The sequence below is a fragment of the Plesiomonas sp. PI-19 genome (assembly GCF_021368255.1).
GTDB lineage: Bacteria > Pseudomonadota > Gammaproteobacteria > Enterobacterales > CAMTGL01 > Plesiomonas > Plesiomonas shigelloides.
The window spans coordinates 1,696,550-1,721,823 of record NZ_JAJNMQ010000001.1 but is presented as its reverse complement, the minus strand read 5'-3'; the positions used below and the strand labels follow the sequence as shown (position 1 = coordinate 1,721,823).

Annotated in this window: 19 protein-coding genes and 4 tRNA genes; 18 read left to right on the top strand and 5 right to left on the bottom strand. The window is 49.1% G+C overall.

The genetic code is table 11. The annotated features are described in order from the left end of the window. The first annotated feature begins 33 nt into the window (after positions 1-33). The 4 genes from LQ901_RS07775 to LQ901_RS07760 all read left to right on the top strand — a co-directional run bounded on the left by LQ901_RS07775 (position 34) and on the right by LQ901_RS07760 (position 5,174). A complete protein-coding gene (locus tag LQ901_RS07775) occupies positions 34-1,095 on the top strand; it encodes a YcjF family protein (RefSeq protein ID WP_036768841.1) in 1,062 nt (353 codons plus the stop codon). 240 nt (positions 1,096-1,335) lie between these two features. Next, positions 1,336-1,821 carry a glutathione peroxidase gene (locus tag LQ901_RS07770; RefSeq protein ID WP_010861880.1) on the top strand — a complete coding sequence of 162 codons (486 nt, stop codon included), beginning with the start codon at positions 1,336-1,338 and terminating at the stop codon, positions 1,819-1,821. Between the two features lie 301 nt (positions 1,822-2,122). Next, on the top strand, positions 2,123-3,691 hold the full coding sequence (gene tyrR / locus LQ901_RS07765; protein ID WP_010861879.1) for a transcriptional regulator TyrR: 1,569 nt from the start codon (positions 2,123-2,125) through the stop codon (positions 3,689-3,691). A gap of 343 nt (positions 3,692-4,034) precedes the next feature. Then, on the top strand, positions 4,035-5,174 hold the full coding sequence (locus tag LQ901_RS07760; protein ID WP_010861878.1) for an MFS transporter: 1,140 nt from the start codon (positions 4,035-4,037) through the stop codon (positions 5,172-5,174). 121 nt (positions 5,175-5,295) lie between these two features. Here LQ901_RS07760 and LQ901_RS07755 read toward each other — a convergent pair whose 3' ends face one another. Beyond that, positions 5,296-5,619: an HI1450 family dsDNA-mimic protein gene (locus LQ901_RS07755; protein WP_233672391.1), complete on the bottom strand. Its 324-nt coding sequence runs from the start codon at positions 5,617-5,619 to the stop codon at positions 5,296-5,298. 427 nt (positions 5,620-6,046) lie between these two features. On the opposite strand from LQ901_RS07755, the gene LQ901_RS07750 reads away from it, so the two are divergent. From LQ901_RS07750 to LQ901_RS07730, 5 genes are all read left to right on the top strand, one after another. Further along, positions 6,047-6,460, top strand: coding sequence for a hypothetical protein (locus tag LQ901_RS07750; protein WP_010861876.1), 414 nt, complete (start codon positions 6,047-6,049; stop codon positions 6,458-6,460). A gap of 49 nt (positions 6,461-6,509) precedes the next feature. Further along, positions 6,510-8,516 carry an FUSC family protein gene (locus LQ901_RS07745; protein WP_010861875.1) on the top strand — a complete coding sequence of 669 codons (2,007 nt, stop codon included), beginning with the start codon at positions 6,510-6,512 and terminating at the stop codon, positions 8,514-8,516. 320 nt (positions 8,517-8,836) lie between these two features. Continuing rightward, positions 8,837-9,859, top strand: coding sequence for a LysR family transcriptional regulator (locus tag LQ901_RS07740; RefSeq protein WP_081995615.1), 1,023 nt, complete (start codon positions 8,837-8,839; stop codon positions 9,857-9,859). A 160-nt stretch (positions 9,860-10,019) separates the two neighbouring features. Beyond that, positions 10,020-11,078, top strand: a complete 1,059-nt coding sequence (locus LQ901_RS07735; protein WP_010861873.1) for a porin — start codon at positions 10,020-10,022, stop codon at positions 11,076-11,078. Between the two features lie 241 nt (positions 11,079-11,319). Then, positions 11,320-11,407: transfer RNA gene (locus LQ901_RS07730), tRNA-Ser, on the top strand. 310 nt (positions 11,408-11,717) lie between these two features. Here LQ901_RS07730 and LQ901_RS07725 read toward each other — a convergent pair. After that, the gene (locus LQ901_RS07725) at positions 11,718-14,003 is read right to left on the bottom strand and encodes an FdhF/YdeP family oxidoreductase (protein WP_233672127.1); all 2,286 of its coding nucleotides are present in this window, start codon (positions 14,001-14,003) and stop codon (positions 11,718-11,720) included. An 814-nt stretch (positions 14,004-14,817) separates the two neighbouring features. On the opposite strand from LQ901_RS07725, the gene LQ901_RS07720 reads away from it, so the two are divergent. From LQ901_RS07720 to LQ901_RS07690, 7 genes are all read left to right on the top strand, one after another. Next, positions 14,818-15,255, top strand: coding sequence for a DUF2809 domain-containing protein (locus tag LQ901_RS07720; RefSeq protein WP_152135912.1), 438 nt, complete (start codon positions 14,818-14,820; stop codon positions 15,253-15,255). 251 nt (positions 15,256-15,506) lie between these two features. Continuing rightward, on the top strand, positions 15,507-16,151 hold the full coding sequence (gene uvrY, locus LQ901_RS07715; protein WP_010861870.1) for a UvrY/SirA/GacA family response regulator transcription factor: 645 nt from the start codon (positions 15,507-15,509) through the stop codon (positions 16,149-16,151). Positions 16,152-16,170: 19 nt separating this feature from the next. Next, complete coding sequence (gene uvrC, locus LQ901_RS07710) at positions 16,171-17,997, top strand: excinuclease ABC subunit UvrC (protein WP_370586008.1); 1,827 nt, start codon at positions 16,171-16,173, stop codon at positions 17,995-17,997. A 58-nt stretch (positions 17,998-18,055) separates the two neighbouring features. Continuing rightward, positions 18,056-18,601, top strand: coding sequence for a CDP-diacylglycerol--glycerol-3-phosphate 3-phosphatidyltransferase (gene pgsA, locus LQ901_RS07705; protein WP_010861868.1), 546 nt, complete (start codon positions 18,056-18,058; stop codon positions 18,599-18,601). A gap of 408 nt (positions 18,602-19,009) precedes the next feature. Continuing rightward, positions 19,010-19,085, top strand: a tRNA-Gly gene (locus LQ901_RS07700). 41 nt (positions 19,086-19,126) lie between these two features. After that, a tRNA-Cys gene (locus tag LQ901_RS07695) sits at positions 19,127-19,200 on the top strand. Positions 19,201-19,225: 25 nt separating this feature from the next. Next, positions 19,226-19,311 (top strand) — tRNA-Leu (locus LQ901_RS07690). A 566-nt stretch (positions 19,312-19,877) separates the two neighbouring features. Here LQ901_RS07690 and LQ901_RS07685 read toward each other — a convergent pair. Next, complete coding sequence (locus tag LQ901_RS07685; RefSeq protein ID WP_152135906.1) at positions 19,878-20,078, bottom strand: hypothetical protein; 201 nt, start codon at positions 20,076-20,078, stop codon at positions 19,878-19,880. 230 nt (positions 20,079-20,308) lie between these two features. Between LQ901_RS07685 and LQ901_RS07680 the strand changes: the two genes are divergently transcribed. Then, positions 20,309-21,043 (top strand): RNA methyltransferase, encoded by a 735-nt coding sequence (locus tag LQ901_RS07680; protein WP_152135905.1) that lies wholly within the window; start codon positions 20,309-20,311, stop codon positions 21,041-21,043. A gap of 58 nt (positions 21,044-21,101) precedes the next feature. On the opposite strand, the gene fdxA is transcribed toward LQ901_RS07680, so the two are convergent. Then, positions 21,102-21,425: a ferredoxin FdxA gene (gene fdxA, locus LQ901_RS07675; RefSeq protein WP_152135904.1), complete on the bottom strand. Its 324-nt coding sequence runs from the start codon at positions 21,423-21,425 to the stop codon at positions 21,102-21,104. Positions 21,426-21,694: 269 nt separating this feature from the next. Between fdxA and LQ901_RS07670 the strand changes: the two genes are divergently transcribed. After that, complete coding sequence (locus LQ901_RS07670) at positions 21,695-23,311, top strand: NAD(P)/FAD-dependent oxidoreductase (RefSeq protein WP_010861864.1); 1,617 nt, start codon at positions 21,695-21,697, stop codon at positions 23,309-23,311. A 207-nt stretch (positions 23,312-23,518) separates the two neighbouring features. On the opposite strand, the gene LQ901_RS07665 is transcribed toward LQ901_RS07670, so the two are convergent. Further along, positions 23,519-25,165: a methyl-accepting chemotaxis protein gene (locus tag LQ901_RS07665; RefSeq protein ID WP_036768509.1), complete on the bottom strand. Its 1,647-nt coding sequence runs from the start codon at positions 25,163-25,165 to the stop codon at positions 23,519-23,521. Positions 25,166-25,274: the final 109 nt, after the last annotated feature.

Genomic DNA, 25,274 nt, shown 5'->3' with positions numbered 1-25,274 from the left:
CGTGAATCGACGATCAAGCCGGACAGCGAGCGCATGGCAGCGAATGAGCGTCATACCGAAACGCTAAGTCCGAAGATCACTTTTGCCGAGCCGCAAGCGGTCAGCAGCGAAGAGATATTGCGTCCACAGCAGACCTTTAATCAGGATGCGGCATTTGTGCAAACTGACGTAGTGGAAACCGAAGCAGCGCTGGATCAGCAAGTCACACAAGCCTTACAGCCTCGGCGCAGTCTGTGGCGTCGTTTGCTGGGCGTAGGCTTACTCGGCTTTGGCGTCGCGGCGGTGGGCCAGACGATTAATAGCGTCATTAATGCGTGGCAAGGGGGGGATTGGGTTCTGCTCACTGCCGCTGGCGCGGGTGGTTTGGTGTTAGCCGCGGGAATTGGCTCACTGGCCAGTGAATGGCGACGCTTGCTGACTTTACGCCGTCGCGAGCGTGAGCGTGAGGTCGCCACGGACCTGTTGCACAGCCAAGGGATCGGACAAGCACGGCCGTTTTGTGAGAAGTTAGCACATCAATCGTTGCTGGATGCGCAGCATCCGGTTTTGCAGCGTTGGCGCGCCGAGTTACAAGATACGCATAATGATCAGGAAGTGATCCGGCTGTACGCCAGCATGGTGCAACCGGTGCTGGATAAGCAGGCACGGGCTGAGATCAGTCGCTATGCTGCAGAATCGGCGGTGATGGTGGCCTGTAGCCCGTTGGCGCTGGTGGATATGGCATTTATCGCTTGGCGTAATTTGCGCTTAGTGAATCGAATCGCCAATCTGTATGGCATTGAGCTGGGGTATTTCAGTCGTGTCCGGCTGCTGAAGATGGTGCTGTTTAACATCGCATTTGCCGGCGTGACCGATGTGGTACGTGACGTGGGCGTCGATTTGCTGTCGCAAGACATCACCGCACGCTTATCGGCCCGTGCGGCGCAAGGGATTGGCGTTGGGCTCCTGACCGCGCGTTTGGGGATCAAGGCGATGGAGCTGTGCCGTCCGCTGCCGTGGATCAACGATGACAAACCGCGTTTGGGCATGATCCGTCAAGAATTATTGACGCAGGTTAAACAGCTGCTCAGTAAGCCACAAAATCCGGCGCAGTAACCGGTCACATAGGCAAGACTTCTAACCTCCACGTGAGCGCCGATTATATAACGGCGCTCACGCTTTTGACTGTTTTCTATACTCTTTCTGTAAGCACTATTTTCCCTGCCATACATTTTGCCGCTTTCCCGCTACACTCATTCCATATGTACATGTTGGCTACGCGCATGGCATGCATGCCATTTCAACATGATGCGTGTTCGTAGCACGTGAAGTAAACCGGACCATGGAGGGCCTGTTATGTCCGAAATTTATGATTTCCCCCTAACGTTGCTAGACGGTACGCCTTTTGATACGCAATCTTTGCGTGGGCAAGTGGTGTTGGTGGTGAATGTCGCTAGTCGCTGTGGTTTTACCCCGCAGTACGCTGAGTTGGAAAAACTGTATCGCGAGTTGGAAGCGCAGGGTTTTGTGATTTTGGCTTTCCCGTGTAACCAGTTTGGCGCACAAGAGCCCGGTTCGGCCGAGGAAATTGCCCGTTTTTGCTCACTGACCTATGGCGTGACATTCCCGGTGATGCAAAAAATCGAGGTCAATGGCACCCACGCCGATCCGCTGTACCGTTGGTTGAAAAAACAAAAGTCTGGTTTGCTGGGCTCAGAGGCCATTAAATGGAACTTCACTAAGTTTCTGATTGATACCCGAGGTCAGGTGGTGGAACGTTATGCGCCACAGACCGCACCAGAAACTTTACGCGCCGACATCATCCGCTTACTGGCAGTCTGACAGACTGCCTCAGTTTTGCTAAACGTATCGATTGCATGCAGAAAATCGGGATAAAACAGCAGATTAAGGTGTAAATAGAGGGAAGATATTCTGTTTTTGCCGTGTCAAATTGTAAAAAGTATAGCAGGGCGGTTTTTAATAACTCATTGATTTAAAATGAGTTTAGTGCAGATGATAATTTTCTCAGTCACATAATTTCGCTGTCTCTGTCAAGAAATAATGACACGTGCCTTCATCTGTTGCACAGAGCGGGGTATCATCGTCCCACATCTGGATTAATCATCGCGAAGGTCGGTAACGTATGCGACTGGAAGTGTTTTGTGAAGATCGCGTCGGGTTGACGCGGGAACTGCTCGATCTGCTTGTCGGACGAGATATTGATTTACGGGGCATTGAGATTGATACCGGAGGCCGGATTTACCTGAGCTTTCCTGAGATTGATTTTGAAAGTTTCCGCAGTCTGATGACGGAGATCCGGCGTATTCCCGGCATTACGGATGTACGCAAAGTGCGTTTTATGCCGGTAGAGCGCGAGCATACTGAACTTAAGGCGCTGGTACAGGCGCTGCCAGATCCGGTCTTTTCTGTGGATTTGCGCGGCAAGATTGATTTGGTCAACCAAGCGGCTTTGGCGCTGTTTTCCATGAGCGAAGAGCAATTGCTGGAAGAAACTATCCAGAATCTGCTCAGTGGATTTAATTTCCACCGCTGGCTGGAAGATGAGCAGCACGCCGAAGCGGTGTCGCAGCGCATTGTGGTGCGTGGCCAAGACTACCTGATGGATTTGACCCCCGTTTACATCACCCATACTGCGGATGAAGGCAAGCCATTGCTGGCGGGTGCCGTGGTGATGTTACGCTCTGCTGCCAAGTTGGGGCGTCAGCTGCAGATGCATAATGTGCATGACGACAGCGTATTTGGCCATATTCTGGCCGAAAGTCCGAAGATGAAGCAGGTGGTCGCGCAGGCGAAAAAATTGGCCATGCTGGATGCCCCGTTGCTGATTGAAGGGGAAACCGGTACTGGCAAAGAGATGCTGGCGCGCGCGTGTCATTTACGTAGCCATCGCGGTGCATTGCCGTTTTTGGGGCTAAACTGTGCCGCGCTGCCTGATAACGTGGCAGAAAGTGAGCTGTTTGGTCATGCGCCAGGAGCTTATCCAGGCGTTACCGAAAGCAAGAAAGGCTTTTTTGAGCAGGCCAATGGCGGCACTGTGTTCTTGGATGAAATTGGCGAGATGTCCTCGCAGATGCAAACCAAGTTGCTGCGCTTTTTGAATGACGGCACCTTCCGCCGTGTCGGCGAAGATCATGAAGTGAAAGTGGATGTTCGCGTGATCTGCTCAACGCAAAAGAATCTGCTGGAGCTGGTACACAAAGGCATTTTCCGTGAAGACCTCTATTACCGTCTGAACGTATTAACCTTAACCGTGCCACCGCTGCGTGAACGGCAGCAGGATATTCCTGAACTGGCGAATCTGTTCATCACTCGGATCGCCGATGAAATGGGCATTGAACGGCCAATGTTAGTGCCTGAGCTGATGCCATTTCTTTGCCATTATGGCTGGCCGGGTAACGTGCGTCAGCTGCGTAATGCGATTTATCGCGCCTTGAGTCAGTTAGAAGGCAATGTACTGACGCCGCAAGATATCGAACTGCCGGAGTTTGAAACCGAAATTAGCTTGGGCGACGATCAGCTTGATGGCTCGTTGGATGAAATCACCAAGCGTTTCGAGCGTTCGGTATTAACCCGCTTGTATCGCAGCTACCCAAGTACCCGTAAGTTGGCACGCCGTTTAGGTGTATCGCATACCGCGATTGCCAACAAACTGCGTGAGTACGGTTTGGGTAAGCAGCATAGCGAGCAGTAATTATCGCTGCGCTTGCTGACAGCGTGATCGCGGGAAGTTCGAGGCTTCGTTGTTTCGACGTGCAACTGTATACAGGCCAATCTCTTAGAGGAGACTGGCCTGTTTTTTTATGCGCTATTGCTTGGTATAAATCTGGCCGAGTGTACAAATCATGTTAACGCTTGTTTACACCCTGAAGCGCCCTGAACAACTTTTTTCGCGTATAACGAAGCGCAGATTTGCTAACACAGTTTTTGCTAATAATAGGCCTGTTCTCTCCGGAAAGTGATCCGGCTTTCCCGGTGTGTCTGTGTGATGTCGCCGTTGCGTCTATTCTCTTCCTGATTTATTTGAGTGGTTTTTCATGTTGTCGTTGGTCCGCATTCTTGTTCCGTTGTTGTTGGGCGTCTTTTTAAATACGGTGGCCCTATCGGAGCAAAATACCCTGATCCCGCTGTGGCTGAGTAAAGCCGATATTTCAACGTGGCAAATAGGGATAGTGACATCGGCATACTACGCCGGCACCCTGATCGGGACGTTACTGTGTGGCCGCACGGTACTGCGTTTGGGCTATGCGCGTAGCTATCAGCTGTTTTGTGCGCTGTTTGTGGTGTGCGCCAGTGGCTTGTGGTTACCCGAACATGTGCTGACCTGGGGGATCACCCGTTTTCTGGTCGGGTTTGCCTGTGCGGGGATTTGGGTATCGATTGAAAGCTGGCTGCTGACGCTCGGTGAGCCGGAAGAGCGGGGCGGTTTACTGGCCGTTTACATGGTGGTGTTCTATCTGGGCTCTGTCGGTGGGCAGCTGATGCTGAGCTGGACTGGCTCTCATTTCACTACCTCTATGTTCTGGATGAGTGGCTTGATGCTGCTGGCGATCATCCCGATGTTTGCGGTGCCCAATGAGAAAATGGGACACAAAGCCGATGATGTGCGGCTGTTGCCGATTTTGAAATTACCGGCTGCGCGCATCGGGATTTTGGGTTGTCTGCTTTCCGGTATCGTGCTCGGTAGTTTGTATGGCTTGTTGCCGTTATTCCTTGAACATATTCGGATGGATGATGCAGAGGTCGGGCGCTGGATGGCGCTGCTGATTTCGGCGGCGATTGTTGGCCAGTTGCCGGTGGGCAAGATGGCGGATAAATACGGTCGGCATCGAATTTTGCTGCTGCAAACAGGGCTGATCATTGCGTGTTCGGTGTGGCTGCTGTTTGGTCATGCGCGCTGGATATTGTCGATTGCGCTAGTCGGCGTGGGTTTTGCGGCCTTCACGCTGTACCCGATCGCCATGGCGCTGGCCAGTGAGAAAGTGGCCAAGCATGAGCTGGTAGCGATGAACCAGACGCTCCTCATCAGCTATACCGTCGGCAGCTTGTCGGGCCCGGTGGTTGGCTCGTTGATGATTGAATGGATGGGATACGGTGGCTTGTTCGTGCTAACTGCCGTGGTTAACGTGCTTTTCATGTGGGTATTGATGCGACAACCAGTTGCTGCGCGGGATTAATAGTCTCTGGTCTTAGCACGCTAAAATCGGCATTAAAACTGGGATCAGAATTAGAGTTAAAACCAAATAAAAAACGGGCGGGTATCAATTACCCGCCCGTTATTCATTTCTTGGCGTGTGCTTACTGCTTCCACTGAATGTGGCATTCTTTCATGTCTTTACTGCGATTGAGCAGGATCCGAGCGAAAACATCGTCGATTTCATCTTGCTCGTTAACCAGGCCGATCACGACTTCCGCATACAGATCATTGTTGGCCGGAATACCCATTTCGCTGCCCCAGTCGGTGGCGACATCAACCAGCTCCGCGGCACCGCGATCTTCAAATTGCAGGTTGAACAGGATGATATCGGCCGGATCGAGGTTATCAGACGCCAGCTCAAGGAAAATATCGTAGGCGTTGTCGATCAGCTCGTCATCATTCCAGTCGTTTTCTGCGTTCAGCATTACATCTTCAGACATATTCTCTTCACTTTTTAAGGCAACGATTCGTAGACCCACACTCAAGGTGCAGGCACTCCGACAGCAGACTGTAACGGAGTAGGTAGCCCATTAAACCATTAAAGCGAGCGAGATCCCACTGTTAGCCGTATGGCGATGTTCTGGGTATACGCAGGGCGTCGTTAGACAGAATAAATGGCAAGCATGATGTTGTCTGTGGCTGAAAAGTGAGCGCTAAAGCGGTGTTATAGCGAAGAAAACGGCGAGATATGCAACTTGAGTAATATAATATAATTAATGAGATTTGTATCACAAAAGACTTCACAACGTATTACATTGGGAGTAGGCTTACGTCCACTTAATAAGCAGTCAACAAGCTGCATGTATTCTTACTTACTCAGTCCTCTATCGTCCGCTAGCTGTTATCACAATTATGAACAACAAATGGATTATCCCTTTTGCGCTGACTTACGGTGCCGTGTACCTGTTATTTCTGTGTCTGGATGGGTTGTTTTCATGCTTTGTGCATGAAAGTGAGGTTGCCATCGGCGTTGGTTTTTCAGGCTGTTTCTTTTCCATGAAATACGCTATTCGTTGTATTCCCAAAGGGGTCGAGTTCTTCCATTCCTCTATCATTACGGCATTTTTGGCCTCTTCCGTGATCAATATTGGTGCTGCGTGTTTGGTGCTGTTCTTGATCATCTCCGGCGGGATCTACCTGTCGGATGACATTGATGCCCATCTGGCTCCATCCATGATGGTGGTGTATCAGATGCTCTCTTTGCTGTTTATCACTCTTGGTGTCAAACATTACGGCAAGCAACGCGCGATCCGCTGCCTGAATTAATACATCTGAATCACAACAATAAAAATATCTTGCGTATGTCGCGTGCTGTATGAAAAAAATTTGTTTACGTTTGCTTGAGTGGTTCCCGAGTAAAGCCGATTTGCCCGATGGGGTGCGTATCTCGATCCCGATGATGCTGGTGCTGTTACTCTTTGTTTGGTTGGGTCAGCCGTCCGCAGGGGTGGGGGGCTTGATCACTGCATGGTTGGTGGGCGTATTAGGGCGCGATCTTTCCTACCCAAAGCGCGCTAAGATCCTCTCGTTATCCGGTCTTATCTGTATTCTGGCGACCTTGATGGCGCAGCTGTATTTGCTGTCGCCATGGTTTGGCATGCTGGGATTATCTCTCTTCGGTATGGTGTATGGCCTGATGGGCAATCAGCGCAAATACATTCAGCTGATTGCGTATAACTTCGGTTTCACCTTGATCATGGCGCTGCATTTTGCGCAAGAGCATGTCTCTTGGCAGGTTGTGCTGGCCGCTAACACCTGCGCCGTGGCGTTGGCGCTGCTGTTTTCGCTGGTGGGATGGCTGTGGGATTCTGGTCGCCAAGGTGAGCAGTTACTCAAAGTGACTACCGCCAATTTGGCGGATTACCTGCAAAGTTTGGCCTCGCACGCGTTTACCGATCCGCGCCAAACCTTGGTACAGCGTGAGCGTTTCGATGTTGCGCTGGGTGTGTTGGCCAACTGGTTGCGCTCGGTGCCGCGTACACGCCGTAATCGCCGTTACTATCGCGAGTTTAAAACGCTGCTGGCTTTTTCCGGCGGCTTAGGCAGTTTGGCGCGAACCCTGTATGAGCTCAACCAGCATGAAGAGCTGGCGTGGGATACTCGTAAGTGGTTGATGGCTGTGTCGGCAGCGGTGCGGGAGCAGGCGGCGGAATTGCCTCCGTTTGCGCCTGAGCCGGTGAATGATGCGGCGTATTCGGTTGCGTTATCGGCGAGCCGCATTCAACAGGCGTGGCAACAACGCAATCCATCCACGGCTGAAGGGATGACGCCAGAAAATGCCAGCACTACGTGGAATCGTGAAGAGATTGAGCGGGTTTGGCCAAGCGATAGCGTCAGCTTTGTTGATAGCCTGAAAGCGGCTTGCCAGCGCGGCTCACGTGAGATCCAGCACGGACTGCGCATGATGGTGGTAATGACGTGTGCCCAAAGTTTGGCGCTCTATTTCCATGTCCAGCAGGGTTATTGGATCACGCTCACGGCTTTTATTGTGCTACTGACTGCACCGCTGGGTGCGGCACAAAACCGGATCCGCAACCGCTTTTATGGCTCGTTCTTAGGTGGCCTGCTGGCACTGGCGATTTTGGCGGTGCTGCATAACAGCCTGACCATCTTATTCCTGACGTGTGTCGTGACCTTCATGGCGTTCGCTACCTATTACAAGGCGCGTTATGAGGTGCATGTGTTTTGGCTGACCATGTTGATCGTGTTTGCCATTGCGCAGATGAATCCGACTGAGCCGGTGATTGCGCTCTACCGTGTATTCGATACCTTGTTGGGTACGGTGCTGGCATTTTTGTCTATCCATCTGATTATGCCTAGCTGGACTCGGCTGTGGATTGATGCCCATGTGGTGCGGGTGATCGAGCAAGAGATCCGGTTGCTGTCAGCGATCAGTGCACAAGCTGACAACGTGCACGTGTATCTGTGGCGTGCCAATCGGGCTTATCGCAAGTTGCATGAAGAGGTGAACTATCTGCACCTTGAGCCCAATGCCAGCCCACGTAACTTGCAAGATTGGCGCTCTTTATTATTGCTGTTGGTGCGGTTACACGATGCAGTGCAAAGCTTGTATGAGCAACAACAAAGCCAAACGGCGCAGTGGAGCGAGGCCGATATTGCGGTGCGTATTGCGCAGTTGCAGCAGTGGGCCGAGCGTTTTCCATATCGTCATCACCATGATCACGAAATTGACAACATGGAAGGGGATATTACAGGGCTGTTAGTTGGGCCTTATACCCCGTGTTGGCGTTTAGCGATGGTGGATCGCGACATCACTCAGCTCACCAACTGGTTAAAACATCAACAACCGTTTCTGGTTTAAGCCTCAGCCCAGCATTCTGCTGGGCTGTTTTTTATCGGAAAAATACAATCATCATACAATAATTGACTGTTTATACATTGAACAGTTCAGCGTCGAACGAGATAACCAAACTTTATCTTATAACCATATGATATTTATGATGATTGATTTTTGTGGTACTGCATGAAGGTGTTCCTTCGCCGGTTGTATTTTGCTTTTATCCCGTGAATTCTCTGTTTTCATGCCATGACCGCACGTTTCCCTAAAAAAAGCTCCATTTGGGCGGTATAGAGCAGACTTAGTGTCTTTTTTACAACGGGGTGACAGACTTTTTAAAGCTGATGAATCCTGTATTATGCGGCAGATTTTCTAGCTGGATTAATGCTGAAAGAGGAATCCAATCCATGCGATTTAAGCTTGATGACATGATCTTATTTGTTCGGGTTGCGGAAAAGCTCAGTTTCAGCCGGGTGGCAGAAGAAATGGATATTCCCCAGCCCACGGTCAGCCGCCGGATACGCCAGTTTGAAGACCAACTGCGCCAGCGTTTGTTTGAGCGAACCACGCGCCAGATACAGTTAACCGAGATTGGGGCCGGAGTACTGCAGCATTGCTATGCCGTGCTGAATGAGATTAAGGAACTGGAGAATTTTATCGATCACAGCCAACAGGAAGTCTCCGGTGAGCTGGTGATTGCGTCGTCGGCACGGGTTGGCACCCAATTGGCCAATTTCTTTCTGTCCGACTTCTTGGCCCGTTATCCGGGCATTCGCATCGTACTGAAAAACGTGCAGGTGCAGGATGGATACAGTGATTTTGACGGTGATATCCTGCTGTGCCAGCACAAGCCGAATAACGGCAATCTGATTGCCCAGCGCCTGACCACCGGCCGCCGTTCGTTTTACGCCGCGCCAAGTTATCTGGAGAAATTCGGCATACCGCAAAGCCCAGAGGATTTCGATCAGCACCAGTTTGTGATGCTCGATGATGGTCTGCTGCCACCGGATGTTGTGCGCTATTCCCTGCCTGATGGGCAGATAATTGAGAAAAAAATACAGGGCTCGCTGACATTTTCTCATATTGAACATGCCTATGGGATGGCCTTGCAAGGGCACGGCATTATTTGGTCACCGTATGTGCTTGCTTTACGGGATGTTCAAGAGGGAAATCTGGTTAATTTGTTCGATGGCCAATATGGTCTCGAATTACCGTTTTATGCAGTTTACCGCTCAAGACGGAATCAACCTTCCAAAATTCGCTGTTTTATTGACATGTTGCGAGAACGTTTTGAGACAATAACCAGTGATACTTATTCAAAATTTGCATACCCCTATACACCTGATGGCATAGGTGCTAGACAATAGCTAGTTTACATTTGCTGTACTCCAGTGGGAGTTTGACATCAAAAATTACGAATAGTTACCGGTCTGACCGTTCGTTCTCGTTAATTTTTGCTGTCAGGTCCCGTGAGTTTCACAAGGCATAACGCCAATAAGAAATGGAAAAGCAGTGAGGATAACTAACATGAAACGTAATGTACTTGCTATCGTAATCCCGGCACTTTTGGTTTCAGCTGCCTCTCAAGCCGCTGAGATTTACAACAAGGACAATAACAAGATTGATTTCTACGGCCGTGCTGTAGGTCTGAACTATATGTCTTCAGACAAAGCGGTACGTGGTGATCAGAGTTATGCGCGTTTTGGTATTCGCGGTGAAACTCAAATCAACGATTCCCTGAAGGGTATCGGTCTGTTCGAATACAACCTGCCAGCAAGCGGCGATAACGAAGTTCGTTATGCTTACGCTGGTCTGCAGCACGACGTTTACGGTGGTATCTCCTACGGTCGTCAAGATGGTCTGATGACTATCGTTAACGATTACACCGATATCCTGCCAGAGTTTGGTGGTGATGGTCTGGGCAAGCAAAATGACAGCTTTGGTACTGGCCGTACTGACGGTTTGCTGAAGTACATGATCCAGAGCAACGGCTTTATCGGTGGTTTGCAGTACACCACTGCTAACGATCAAGACATGATCAACGGCGAAGATCAAACTGGTGACGGCTACGCAGCTGCGCTGGGTTATGAGTTCGCTGACACTGGTTTCGGTAGCTTCGGTGGTGCGGTAACTTACACCAGCGCTAAGAAAACTGACCTGCAAACTCGCGCTGCTTTCGGTGGCGACAACGATGCACAAATCACTGCGCTGGGTCTGAAGTACAAGTATGGCAACATCTACGCAGCGATGACCTATTCTGAAGGCCGTGACAACTTCAAGGGTAACAACCTGGCGGGTAACACTGGCTACTTCAACAAAATGCGCGGCTACGAAGCTGTTGTCCAGTATCAAGGCAAAATTGAACCATCCATCGCATATATTCGTACCGATGTGAAGGACAACGGCATGAATATCAACGATACTTACAACGAGTACGTTGATATCGGCGCGACCTACTACATGAACGACAATTTCCGCGTATACGCAGATTACAAAATCAACCTGCTGGACGAAAATCAGTTCACCAAAGCTAACGAGCTGACAACTGATGACGTGTTTGCAGTGGGTCTGCGTTACGACTTCTAATTTAGTCCACTGTTACGCTTTTCTTTGCGTGAAACCAACCAGTTTATTCTGGTTGGTTTTTTTGTTATTTATCATATCGTTGTCGAGATTTTGTTCAGGGTTTGCTGCTCTTTTTAGCAAGTGTTCAAAAAGAGGGCGATTGAACGCAATATACGGTAAAAACCATTGACGCAGTACGGACTATCTTTTACATTAAGCCCCGTTCCAGCAGCCAAGTGATTGCAGGACAACAATAACCAATGGAAGAGTGGCCGAGTGGTTGAAGGCACCGGTCTTGAAAACCGGCGACGCGAAAGCGTTCTAGAGTTCGAATCTCTACTCTTCCGCCAAATTTCGAAGCCCCGTTGCTGAAAAGCAACGGGGTTTTTTGCTTTATACTTTCCCGCCTTTTAATTACCTGCAGTTATCCAGTTATTGATTGCGGCTATCTATCGTAACTCGCGCAACTTTCGGAGCGAAATGCTCCTCTACTGAACCCATCCTGTATACAGTCGCGCGACAGGGAATATCACGTGCCATGATGAGAGAATAAAGACAAGATGCGCGCACCGTACTGGCGCTGCGCATCTAGGGGAAGAGGCCGGATAGAGGAGCCCTATACGCCGACGAGTTTGCGGTGGTGCTTTGCGGCGAGCGCCGTTATTGTGCCTGACTGAGTTCTAATACCACTGGAATACTCTTGTAGGCCGGAATACCGCTGGCTTTATCATAGCTTTCTAGCGTCAACATGTGGTTTGACTCAGGGAAGTAGGTCGCCAGTGAATTATCTGCCATTGGGTAGATCACCACTTTCAGCCCATCCATCCGGCGCTCGGTTTGGCTGCCATCAGGGGCGAGCGCGATCAGATTTACCCGATCACCGCCTTTCACGCCGCTGCGATCTGCCTGATTTTGGCTGATAAACACCACATCACGTTGTCCAAAGACGCCACGATAGCGATCATCCATCCCGTATAGGGTGGTGTTGTATTGATCGTGGCTGCGCACGGTAGCCAGAACCAGTTCGCTGTTAAAGGCAGATTCGGGATCTTCAATTAGGCCGTCACAAGGCACAAAGTTGGCTTTGCCCGATGCGGTAAGCCAACGCCGCGCGGCGGCGGCATTTGGCAGGTGGAAACCGCCCGGATGGCGGATACGTTGATTGAAATCCTGAAAATCGGGCAGCACGATCTCCATGGCATCACGGATATGATCGTAATCACTGATTAACGTATCCCAATCCACCACGCTGTGCGGCAGCGCCGCTTTGGCTAAACCGGCGACAATGGCACACTCGGATTTTAAATCGGCGGAGGCGGGTTTTAACATGCCGCGTGAGGCATGCACCATCGACATCGAGTCTTCAACGGTCACCGACTGCGCGCCGCTGGTTTGCATATCAATTTCAGTGCGGCCGAGTGTCGGCAGAATATAACTGGCTTTGGCGGTGAGCAGGTGCGAGCGGTTGAGTTTGGTTGCAATGTGCACGGCGAAATCCAATTGCTGCATCGGATGCTCGGTTTGTGCGCGCCCCGGCATGGCGATGGCAAAGTTCCCCCCCATGCAAATAATCCCTTTGGCTTCACCGCGGCAAATCGCTTGCATGCTGGCAACCGCGGCATGACCAAATTGGCTTGGCGGAGTAAAACCAAAACGTGCCTGTAAACGGCTGAGAAACGCCGCTGAGGGCTTTTCGGTGATCCCGACAGTACGGTCACCCTGAACATTGGAGTGGCCACGTAATGGGCAAATTCCGGCGCCTGGCTTGCCGATATTGCCTTTCAGCAGTAGCAAGTTCACCAGTTGCTGCACGTTTTGGGTACCATGCTGATGCTGGGTGATCCCCATGCCATAGCAAATGATGGTGCGCTCAGCTTGGGCGTAGCAATCGGCAATATCGCTAATTTTGGCCAAATCTAGGCCTGAGATCCGCTCGATATCCTTCCAATCGGTAGCCAGTACGTCTTGGCGTAGGGCGTCGTAGTTTTGTGTATGGGCGTGAATAAAATCGGTATCCAGAATACCGGCTTGGCCGTCAGCAATGGCTGCTTCGTGGCGTTCAATCAGCAAACGCATCACACCTTTTAGCAGGGCGATGTCACCGCCAATGCGCACGTTGTAATAAGAGCTGGCTAGCTGGGTTTCTTTGCCGGTCAGCATTTCAACCGGCTCTTGTGGCGCGGTGAAGCGCTCTAACCCGCGCTCATGTAGTGGGTTGATGGCGATGATTTTGGCGCCACGCAGGGAAGCTGCTCGCAGCGAGGTCAGCATCCGAGGGTGGTTTGTGCCAGGGTTGTGGCCGACGCAAATAATGAGGTCACAGACATCAAAGTCATCCAACAATACGGTGCCTTTCCCAACGCCAATGCTGGCGGCTAAGCCGACGCTGGTTGGCTCATGGCACATGTTGGAGCAGTCAGGGAAGTTGTTTGTGCCGTATTCCCGTGCAAACAGTTGATACAAAAAGGCAGCTTCGTTGGAGGTGCGACCTGAGGTGTAAAACTCAACCACGTTAGGATCGGTATAGCGTTGCATCAGGGCGCCGATTTCGGCAAAGGCCAGTGGCCAGTCAATGGCTTCATAGCAGTCATTGGCGGGATTGTATTTCAGCGGGTGGGTCAACCGGCCACTGTTCTCCAGATCAAAGTCAGACCAACTCAGGAGATCTGTGACCGGATGAGCCGCGAAAAAGTCTGGCGTGACTCGTTTGCTGGTGGATTCCCACGCCATGGCTTTGGCGCCGTTTTCACAGACATCGAATGAGGCGCTGTGCTTCGGATCGGGCCATGCGCAACCAGGGCAATCAAATCCCTCTGGTTTGTTCATATCAAACAGCGCGATGATATCGTGGTGTATGTTCATTTGGCTGCGCAGTGTTTCGGCCACCGCTTTGACCGCCCCCCAACCACCGGCAGGCCCTTCGTAGGCTTCGATTTTTTCCTTCATGCTCATCCCACCTTTTCCTTTTAACACTTTACTGACGGTTATAGTCACCGCCCCGTTGCTAGGCTATGCCTTAATTGTTTACGAACATGTATGCATTGGCTGAGTGTAACTATCGGGGAAACACCAATAGCAGATGAAAGTAATGTCATATTGATATTACGCGACAACAAGACAGCGTGCGCGTAGTGCGTATTAGCATGTGTGATTGAAGGCGATTTATTGAGGGCGTTTTCGCGATGACTTGCCCAAAAGCCAAAAGCCAAAAGAAAACCCCACCGTGCTGTGGTGGGGTTGGGCGAGTTAGAGGATTGAATACTCAAATTTGTCTCAGATACTGGAAAAATCAGTCTCACCGTACAAATACGTTGTTAACGTAGATAAGCCAAAACAAACAATCAACTGTTTGTTATTTGCACAGCGCATCATTGTTAATGCGTAATGATATATAGGGATGATAAGTATTTCCTAATAAACCCGTTCTCAGTTTGAACTCAGTAAGCAGTAATTACAGCGTGATGGGTTTCATCAGCCCTTCATATGACTACTAACGCTAAATGTAGCTTAATCATTCTTGTTTAGTGGTTATTTAGTGGTGATATTTAAACTCCCTATTTGAGGACCATATTATTTAAGTGCTATGTTATTTAAGCACTATGTTATTTTAGTGGCATGTTGCGCGGGTCACTTTGCTATGGTGAACATGTTCTCTGATGAGAATTTGTACGGAGTATTAGACATCTGCATGATCTGAGTTATTGCTCAGCATATAACGCAACGTTGTTTTCGCTTAGAGATTTTAAACAGGATGTTACCTATGTTAGTGAATAAGGAATCCCCGCGTGTATTGGGCGTAAATTGGCTGTTTCTTTTACTGACCGCGGCGCTGTTTATTATCGAAGTGCTGATTACTCGTTACAGCCACAGTGGCTTTATCCGCGGCTTTGCGGGGGATGTGCTGGTTGTTTTGCTCCTATTTTGCGCTGTACGTTCGGTGCTACGAATGCCCGTAATACCATTAGCTGTTTTAGTATTACTGTTTGCGTATCTCATCGAATTAGGACAGAGGTTTGGCTTGGTTGATCTGCTCGGGCTGGGGCAATATCGTCTGGCAAGAATTGTTATTGGCAGTCATTTTGACTGGTGGGATTTAGTGGCATACAGCACCGGTTTCGTGATTATCTGTCTGGTTTATCATTATCGCCAACGCAGCATGAAGCATGCAGGTGTTGAAACAGGGAATTATTACCAATAATGATGCAGCATAATCATAATATTTTTACTGTGACAGGTGATGCATAATAGTGATACACACTGTTTTATACAGTCCTGATTACGGCGTGTCGCACGGTTTTACAGTGTGATTTATCACAAAAAATTCAAAACAATAATGATTGTCACGTATTTATTCCGCTAGCTATTCTCTATTCATCTCAAACCAAGTAATATGCCAATTTATTCTGCATAAAACGTCGCAGAGTCACCTCACCTTTTGGAGATGGTCGCTTGATTAGTGTTTTTCTGGTTGATGATCACGAACTGGTGCGCGCAGGGATCCGTCGCATTTTGGATGATGTAAAAGGCATCAAAGTTGTCGGAGAGGCTCATTGTGGCGAAGATGCCGTAAAATGGTGCCGTACCAATAACGCGGATGTGGTGCTGATGGACATGAACATGCCGGGGATTGGCGGTCTGGAAGCAACCCGCAAAATGTTGCGTTACAATCCGGACATTAAAATCATTGTCCTGACCGTGCATACTGAGAACCCGCTACCTGCCAAGGTAATGCAGGCGGGCGCGGCTGGTTATCTCAGTAAAGGTACTGCACCTCAAGAGATGGTTAATGCAATACGTACTGTCTGTGCCGGACAGCGCTATATTGCATTAGACATTGCCCAGCAGATGGCCCTGAGTCAGGTGATGCCGGATTCTGATAATCCGTTCGCATCGCTATCAGAGCGTGAACTGCAGATCATGATGATGATCACCAAAGGGCAGAAAGTTAACGAAATTTCAGAACAGCTTAGCCTGAGTCCGAAAACGGTTAACAGCTACCGCTACCGGATGTTCAGCAAGCTGAATATCAATGGTGACGTGGAGTTAACGCACCTAGCTATTCGACATGGCATGTTGAAATCAGAAAAGTTGTAGTGGTGTGTCTAGTCGTTGTGTGTTTGATGCCAAGAGTTTTCTGAAAACCGTCAGTACGCAGCCCGGCGTATACCGGATGTATGATGCATCCGGTACTGTCATTTATGTCGGTAAAGCCAAAGATCTGAAAAAACGGCTGTCCAGCTACTTTCGTGCCAATCTTCCCAGCAAGAAAACCGAAGCGCTGGTCAGTGCGATTGCCTCTATTGATGTGACGGTTACCCACACAGAAACCGAAGCGTTACTGCTAGAGCACAACTACATCCAACGTTACCAGCCGCGCTACAACGTGCTGCTGCGTGATGACAAATCCTACCCGTACATTTTGCTGAGCGCGCATATCCATCCCCGCGTGAGCATGTACCGTGGAGCTAAGCACGCCAAAGGCGAGTATTTTGGCCCATTCCCGAGCTCATCCTCAGTACGCGAAACTTTGGCGCTGATGCAGCGCATTTTCCCGTTACGTCAGTGCGAAGACAGCTTTTACAACAATCGCTCTAGACCTTGTCTGCAGTACCAGATTGGCCGCTGTTTAGGCCCGTGTGTGAAGGGCTTGGTGAGTGATGCGGAATATCAGCAATGTGTGGATGATGTTCGTCTGTTTTTGCAGGGCAAAGATCAGCAAGTGATTGAAGGACTGGTGAATCGAATGGAAGCGGCCAGTCGTGCCTTGGAGTTTGAAACTGCCGCTCGTTTGCGCGATCAAATCCAAGCGGTACGTAAAGTCACCGAAAAGCAGTTTATCTCCGGTGACAGTGAAGATCTGGATGTGGTCAGTGTTGCCTATGATGCGGGGATGGCCTGCGTGTACACGCTGTTTTTACGACAGGGAAAAGTGCAGGGCAGCCGCAGTTACTTCCCGAAAGTGCCGGCCGATACCGAATTGGCTGAGGTGGTAGAAACCTTCTTAGGCCAGTTTTATCTGCAGGCCCACGAGTCGCGTACCTTACCGAATGAAATTCTGCTGGATTACCGTTTGGCAGATAAAACGGTGCTCAGTGATTCCATCAGTGAACTGGCTGGACGGCGCATTCAAATTCAAGATCGGCCGCGCGGCGAACGCGCCCGTTACCTAAAATTGGCGCGCACGAACGCACATACGGCGCTGATGACCAAATTATCTCAGCAAAGCACCATCCATCATCGTTTGCGTTTACTGGCCGAACAGCTGGGGTTGCCGCCGATTCGGCGCATGGAGTGCTTTGACATTAGCCACACGATGGGAGAGCAGACCGTAGCTTCCTGCGTAGTGTTTGATAGTAATGGCCCGCTGAAAGCCGATTATCGACGTTACAACATTACCGGCATCACGCCCGGCGATGATTATGCTGCGATGGAGCAAGTGCTGCGTCGCCGCTACAGCAAAGCGCTGATGCCAGATAAAGTGCCGGACATCATCTTTATTGATGGTGGTAAAGGCCAACTGGGAAAGGCGGTACAGATTTTTGCCGAGCTGAACGTGGAGTGGGATAAACACCATCCGCGTCTCATTGGGGTGGCGAAAGGCGCAGATCGCAAAGCCGGGCTGGAGACGTTAATTCTAGCCGATGAAGGGAATCGCGAGCTGTCATTGCCGCCTGATTCTCCCGCATTGCATGTTATTCAGCATATTCGTGATGAATCCCATAACCATGCTATTACTGGCCATCGCAAAAAACGTGCGAAAGTGCGCACCAGCAGCTCGCTCGAGGACATTGAAGGCATTGGGCCGAAACGGCGCCAAGCACTGCTCAAATACATGGGCGGTTTGCAGGCACTGAAGAATGCGAGCATGGAAGAAATTGCCCAGGTTCCGGGAATTTCAGCAAATTTAGCAGAAAAGATCTTTCTTGCGTTGAAACACTGAGCGGCTTGTAGCACCATATCAGTCAGCCGCTTACCACATGACAAAAGCCCATAAAATTATGCAATTTAATATTCCGACTTGGCTGACACTGTTTCGCGTAGTTCTAATCCCTTTCTTTGTTGTTGCTTTCTACTTGCCTTTTCAGTGGGCGCCGGCGGTGTGTGCACTGATCTTCGTGATCGCCGCAGTGACAGACTGGTTTGATGGCTTCTTGGCCCGCCAGCTCAAGCAAACTACCCGTTTCGGTGCTTTCCTTGATCCGGTGGCTGATAAAGTGATGGTTGCTGTGGCGTTGGCGTTGGTGGTTGAGCATTACCACACAGTTTGGGTGACGTTACCGGCGGCAACTATGATTGCTCGTGAGATCATCATCAGTGCTTTACGTGAGTGGATGGCCGAACTGGGTAAGCGTAACAGTGTGGCGGTGTCGTGGTGGGGGAAGTTCAAAACCGCGGCTCAGATGTTTGCGCTGGTGGCTTTGCTGTGGCGTCCAACCGAAGTGGCGGTGATTGTCGGTATGATTGCGCTGTATGTGGCCGCGGTACTGACCTTCTGGTCTATGTTCCAGTATCTGAAGGCAGCGTGGTCTGATTTGATGGCCTAAGCCGACTGGTAACGAGAGACGACCAGATAAGTTCGAGCGAGATTGTGTATTTGATCTTGTGTAAAAGGCGCTGTACTCAGCGCCTTTTCTGTTTTTATGAGCGCATGTTTCTAGACACCCATGTTTTCATGGCGAGTGGTTTACGGAGCCCATCGTTTTTTCTGTCGAGCAGCGCTTTGAGCCGGTATTGGCCCGGTATTGGCGTAGACCTTTGGTTATCCAGAAAATATGACCAATGGCGCTTTACAGAGCAATCGGATCAAAAAATCACCGAACGAGTTGAATTAAAAGAAAATCTGTTGACTCACCTGCCTGAATCAGTAGAATGCAACGCATCGGATGACGACGAAGACGAATTAACGAGAAACCTTTTAGGTTGTGAGTTAACGCTTCATCAGAAATCAGATTGCGGGAATAGCTCAGTTGGTAGAGCACGACCTTGCCAAGGTCGGGGTCGCGAGTTCGAGTCTCGTTTCCCGCTCCAGAACAACATTATCAGGCATGAATGCGTGGTAATAACAAATTGGCGCGTTAACAAAGCGGTTATGTAGCGGATTGCAAATCCGCCTAGTCCGGTTCGACTCCGGAACGCGCCTCCAAAACCCTAACGGGTGCCTTTGCAAGGCCCGGATGGTGGAATCGGTAGACACAAGGGATTTAAAATCCCTCGGCTTCTGGCTGTGCGGGTTCAAGTCCCGCTCCGGGTACCATGCAAAGCAGTTCAGCTCCGAACGCTGAACAACAAATCAACCACCGAGAGGTGGTTTTTTTGTATCTAAAAATCAGTAAGTTACGCGCGTCACGCCAAAGCATCCCATCTAAAGCCGCAAAATTAACCATATTCCAATCAATCATAATGTCGCTCTAAATTAACCACTCCGGTTATTTTCCGAAAATGTTTCCTAAAATGATTTTTTGCTTTATTCACTTTTCTGAATATCTTTCCCGTTACCAACTACTGAATGCATATGCTGCGAGTATTTTGCGTAATCCTTTTGTGTTGTAGTTGTAAGGGGCAAGAAAGTATTGCGAATGCAAGAGGTACGCAGCACGGTGCTGATGAGTGGATGAGCATTAAAGTTAAAATCGCGATCCGGTCGGTAAAGTGTACTTACTTACGTAGTGTATGTGCTGTCAGGACCCGCTGGAATAATGAGCGTAGGATGAAAGAGGATAGGCAGGAAATAACCTTTAGTCGCTGAGCTTGGGTATCCGGTATCCGATGAGCAAGAGATAAATCCACCTGCATTGTTGCAGGTGGACTCTCGCATTACCTTCAAGCTTGATCGTTATCGCGTTGCTTGCTGTGAAATGCAAAACGTTGTTCAAAATAGGCTTTCACATGACTTTCCAGTCGATGAATCTTAGCATCGACAACCTGTACCAGATATTCATCACTGTTTAAGGCTTGTACGCGCTCTAATGCGAGTTCATCGGCTATCGCTTGTTCTTGTTGTGTTAAGGTTTTCGTTGTCATACTACTTTTCCCCTAAAGGTTGATGGCAGGAGCATGGCAAAAGTACGCCCAAATATCAATCGCCAACGGAATCAACTAAGGTGTGCCGCTTGAGAGCGGTAACAGGGCAAGGCTAGGCCGACGTTTTGTGCTGGCCAAGACCAAGTCAGACTAGCCAAAGCAGCGTTGCGTGCATGGTATTAGTAGGGGCTTTGCACTATAATTTCCCCGCTTTTATCTGGGATAACAGAATGATTTCGAAAAACCAACTCAAATTGCTTCGTGCTTTAGGGCAGAAGAAACAGCGCAAGGTACACGGCTTATTCCTGGTTCAAGGTGAGAAAAACGTCTTGGAGTTGGTTAATAGCTCGCTCACCGTCAAGCAGATCTTTGCTACCCCTGAGTTTTTAGAGCAGCATGTGGCGACCTTAGTGCAGTATGAATGCATTCCCACGTCGCAAGATGACCTTACCAAAGCCAGCACGCTGGTAAGTAACAATGCCGCTATCGCGGTGGTTGAGATCCCGCAAACCAACGTACCGCAAGCGCAAGGTCTGATGATTGCCTTAGATGGAGTCTCCGATCCCGGTAACTTGGGAACTATTATCCGTGTTGCTGACTGGTATGGCATCAAACATATTGTGGCTAGCCATGACTGTGCTGATCCGTATAACCCGAAAACCATCAGCGCGACAATGGGGAGCTTTGGCCGCGTTCAAGTGACTCTGGTGGATTTACCTGACTATCTAGCCAAGGCGAACTTGCCGGTGTATGGGGCGTTCTTAGAAGGCGAGAGCGTACATAAAACCGCATTTAAAGCCGAAGGGATTTTGCTGATGGGCAGTGAGTCACACGGCATTCGTGAACAAGCGGCGCAGTATGTGACGGATAAAGTGACCATTCCCGCCTTTGGCGGCGCAGAATCACTGAATGTCGCGATGGCCACCGGAATTATTTTGGACAATATTCGCCGTCTGCACGGCTAATAGTGATTGCGTGTCGTCATAACAAAAAAAAGCGTCGGATAATCCGACGTTTTTTGTTTTATCTTTCCAACATATCTAGCTTGTTGGGTACGCCATCCCACTTTGCGGCGTCGTCCATTGGTGCTTTGACTTCCGTCAGATTAGGCCAATATTCAGCTAACTCGGCATTCAGCTCGATAAAGATCCGTTGGTCGCCTACCAGCTCGTCTTCTTGAAAAATCGCTTGTGCCGTACATTCTGATACGCATAACCCGCAGTCGATGCACTCGATAGGGTTAATCACCATAAAATTTGGCCCTTCATGAAACGCATCGGCAGGGCATACCGCTACACAGTCGGTGTATTTACATTGGATACAGTTATCGGTGACGACAAAAGCCATGACAGTTCGCTCTAATCTAGTTTGCGGTTTTGCACACGTTCAGGCGTTGAGTGGCGTGTGCGAAAAATCAAGAATGGGGATGATACTGCGCTGCGGCCAAAATTCAACAAAGGCCTTGTTATTGCTTGTGTACGCCGTGTCAGCGCCGATTTGCGCAGCAATCCCAGTTTTAGTATGACAGTGAATGCGAATTCTCGTAAAATGCGCGCCATTGTGAGCCGCCACACGCCGTGTTCCGGCTAAGACACCTCTTATCCACGAGACATTCCATGATACGTTTAACTGAAATTAAGCTGCCTCTCAATCATGAGGACGGTGCGCTACTTGACGCTATTGCGGCAAAGTTGAAAATCCCAGCCCAGCAAGTGATCTCTTTCAACGTGTTTAAACGTGGCTATGATGCTCGTAAGAAAAACGATATCCAACTGATTTATACCGTGGATGTTGAGGTTGCCAATGCCGAAAAACTGCTGGCTAAATTCGAAAAAGATCAGCACGTACGCCCAACCCCAGATATGTCTTATAAATTTGTGGCACAAGCGCCTGCAAATTTGCAAGAGCGTCCGTTGGTTATTGGTTTTGGGCCTTGTGGTCTGTTTGCCGCGTTAGTGCTGGCTCAAATGGGCTTTAAGCCGATTATCGTAGAGCGTGGTAAAGAAGTGCGTGAGCGCACTAAAGATACCTTCGGTTTTTGGCGTAAACGTACCCTCAACCCTGAGTCTAACGTGCAGTTTGGTGAGGGCGGCGCGGGTACGTTCTCTGATGGCAAGCTGTATAGCCAAGTTAAAGACCCTAATTTCTATGGCCGTAAAGTGGTCACTGAATTTGTGGAAGCTGGCGCACCAGAAGAAATACTCTATGTGAGCAAGCCGCATATCGGCACCTTTAAACTGGTGACCATGATTGAAAAAATGCGCGCCAAAATTATCGAATTGGGCGGCGAAATTCGCTTTAGCACTCGGGTGGATGACATCCATATTGAAGATGGACAAATCACCGGTGTGACTTTGTCCAATGGCGAAGAGATCAAATCGCGCCATGTGGTGCTGGCGGTCGGCCACAGTGCACGCGATACCTTTGAGATGCTGCACGAGCGCGGCGTGTATATGGAAGCCAAACCGTTCTCGGTCGGTTTCCGTATTGAGCACAAGCAATCCATGATTGATGAAGCGCGTTTTGGCAAAAATGCCGGTCATCCACTGTTAGGCGCGGCAGATTATAAACTGGTGCACCATTGTAAAAATGGCCGCACCGTATACAGCTTCTGTATGTGCCCAGGCGGCACCGTGGTGGCGGCGACCTCAGAAGAAGGCCGCGTGGTGACCAACGGCATGAGCCAATACTCGCGCGCAGAGCGTAATGCCAACAGTGCTATCGTGGTCGGGATTTCTCCTGAGCAAGATTATCCGGGCGATCCGCTGGCCGGTATTCGTCTACAGCGTGAGCTGGAAGCGAATGCCTATAAGCTAGGCGGTGAAAACTATGATGCGCCAGCGCAGAAAATTGGTGATTTCCTGAAAGGGCGAGATCCGAGCGAACTGGGTGATGTGCAGCCATCATTCACCCCAGGTATTAAGCTGACCGATCTCTCTAAGGCGTTGCCAGCATTTGCGATTGATGCCATCCGCGAAGCCATTCCGGCCTTCGATCGTCAAATCAAAGGCTTTGCCTCTGAAGATGGTCTGCTGACAGGCGTAGAAACGCGTACCTCCTCTCCGGTGTGCATCAAGCGCGGTAAAGATTACCAAAGTATCAACCTCAAAGGCTTTTACCCAGCAGGGGAAGGCGCGGGCTACGCGGGGGGTATTTTGTCGGCGGGTATTGATGGCATCAAAGTGGCCGAAGCCGTTGCGCGTGATATCGTCGAGCAGTGTGATAAAGCGTAATAGTGCGCTAAAGCATAATTCGCAGATATTGTTGCGGTTAATGTGACAGAGAAAAGGGCTCGTATGAGCCCTTTTTTGATCCTGCCATATTATGAGCGATGCATAGTAAAGTTATGACATAACATTCATTCTTTATACTTAGCGCACTATCGTTTATTGGTGACGATCTTGAATGTGATAGCTAAATTAATGGCTATTGAATAAAAGTTAATTTAACCGAAAATTTTGAATCAGCGTTTGTAACTGATAAGACAAATCCATCAGTATTCGGCTAGAGCTTGCCATCTGATTTGCGCCGTTGGAAACCTCTTCCGATGCAGCATTAATATTAAGAATATTTTTGTTTAAATCCTCGGTAACTGAACCTTGCTGCTCAGTAGCCGTAGCTATTTGAATGCTTGTTTGCGAGATTTCGGCAATGGCTTTGCTAACATCATCAATGAGTGTGCCCACATTATTGGAGATGTTGACAGTATATTGCATCATCTCTTGGCTTTGCTTCATGGTCTCGGATGATTTTTTAGCGCGATGTTGGAGCTTTAAAATAATCTCATTAATTTGGCTGGTTGAATCTTGGGTCCGTTTAGCCAAGGTTCTGACTTCATCCGCTACAACGGCAAATCCACGACCTTGTTCACCCGCTCGAGCCGCTTCAATGGCCGCATTTAATGCCAATAAGTTAGTTTGTTCGGCGATATCGCGAATTACTTCAATAACCACTTCAATGCTACGGCTATCATTATCTAGCTGGTGGATAGATTCCGCGGTTTCTTCAATGGATGTGGCAACTTTATTGATGCTCTCGATAGACGTGCGAACGGTATCTGTACCCGCAGATGTCTGCTCATTGGCTTGATTGGCCGAATTTGCTGCGTCATTGGTGTTACGAGCAACTTCTTGAACCGTGGATTGCATCTCCGTCATTGCCGTCGACAGTTGGTTTAACTCATCTTTTTGGCGAGTCATGTTCTCTGCTGAAAGAGTCGCAACTTGGCTAAGCTCCTCTGAGGCTGATGTGAGCTGAGAGATAGAGTTAGAAATGTTGTTCACTAAATTGTGCAAGTTATTCTGCATGCTTGCCACACCTTTAGCTAAAAGACCAAACTCGTCTTTATTAAACTTAGTCAGATCTATTTTTTCGATCAGATCCCCTTTAGATACTTTATCAATTTGCTCCATTAAAATACTCAGTGGATTTTTGATACTTTTAGTGATCATCAAGGTGATTGCGGCGAAAATGAAAAAGACGATTAAGGTAACGATAATACTTAAGTTGATTGAGTAATCATATGTGTTAGTAAATTCAGCACTTAGGCGATGCGTAAAGTTTTCATTCCTTTGTTTAAGCTGCTCAGAGTAGTTCGATACATCACTGATTGCCTGTCGACGCGCCGGCATGTTTCTTAGCTGATTTGCTAAGGGAATGTTGTTGCTCAACAAAGCTTGCTGTAGTTGATCATGAAGCTTAAAAAAGATAGTCGCTGATTCATTGATCTTGTTATACAAGCTAAGCGCTTGTGCAGAATGATTACCTAAAGATTTGTACTCATCCATGGCTTTATAGAATTCGTTTTTTTCTATTTCAAACTCACGAATGTTGTCGTTTAAGCGTTCGGTATTACTATCCAGCGCGGCTAAAAGCATACTTAACTGTAAACGCCGTGCTTCGCCAATTGAAATTTGAATATGCGATGTATCATTTAGCGCAGGGATTGAGTTTTTAGTCATGTTTTGTGTTTGATTGTACATATAGCGCAATTCATGAGCAGAGGAAAATCTCATGATGAGCATGACAACAAACAGGAGAGAAAAAGCTGCTACAACTTTTTGTATGATGGACATTTTTTTAAGCATATCAGTTCAGGTTTTCCTTTGTTCGTTATTTGCGCAGCAGCGAGCGCAAAATGATAATCGTGATGCTGTCACGATTACTATGTCCATTTGTATGGCGACAAAGGGGGCG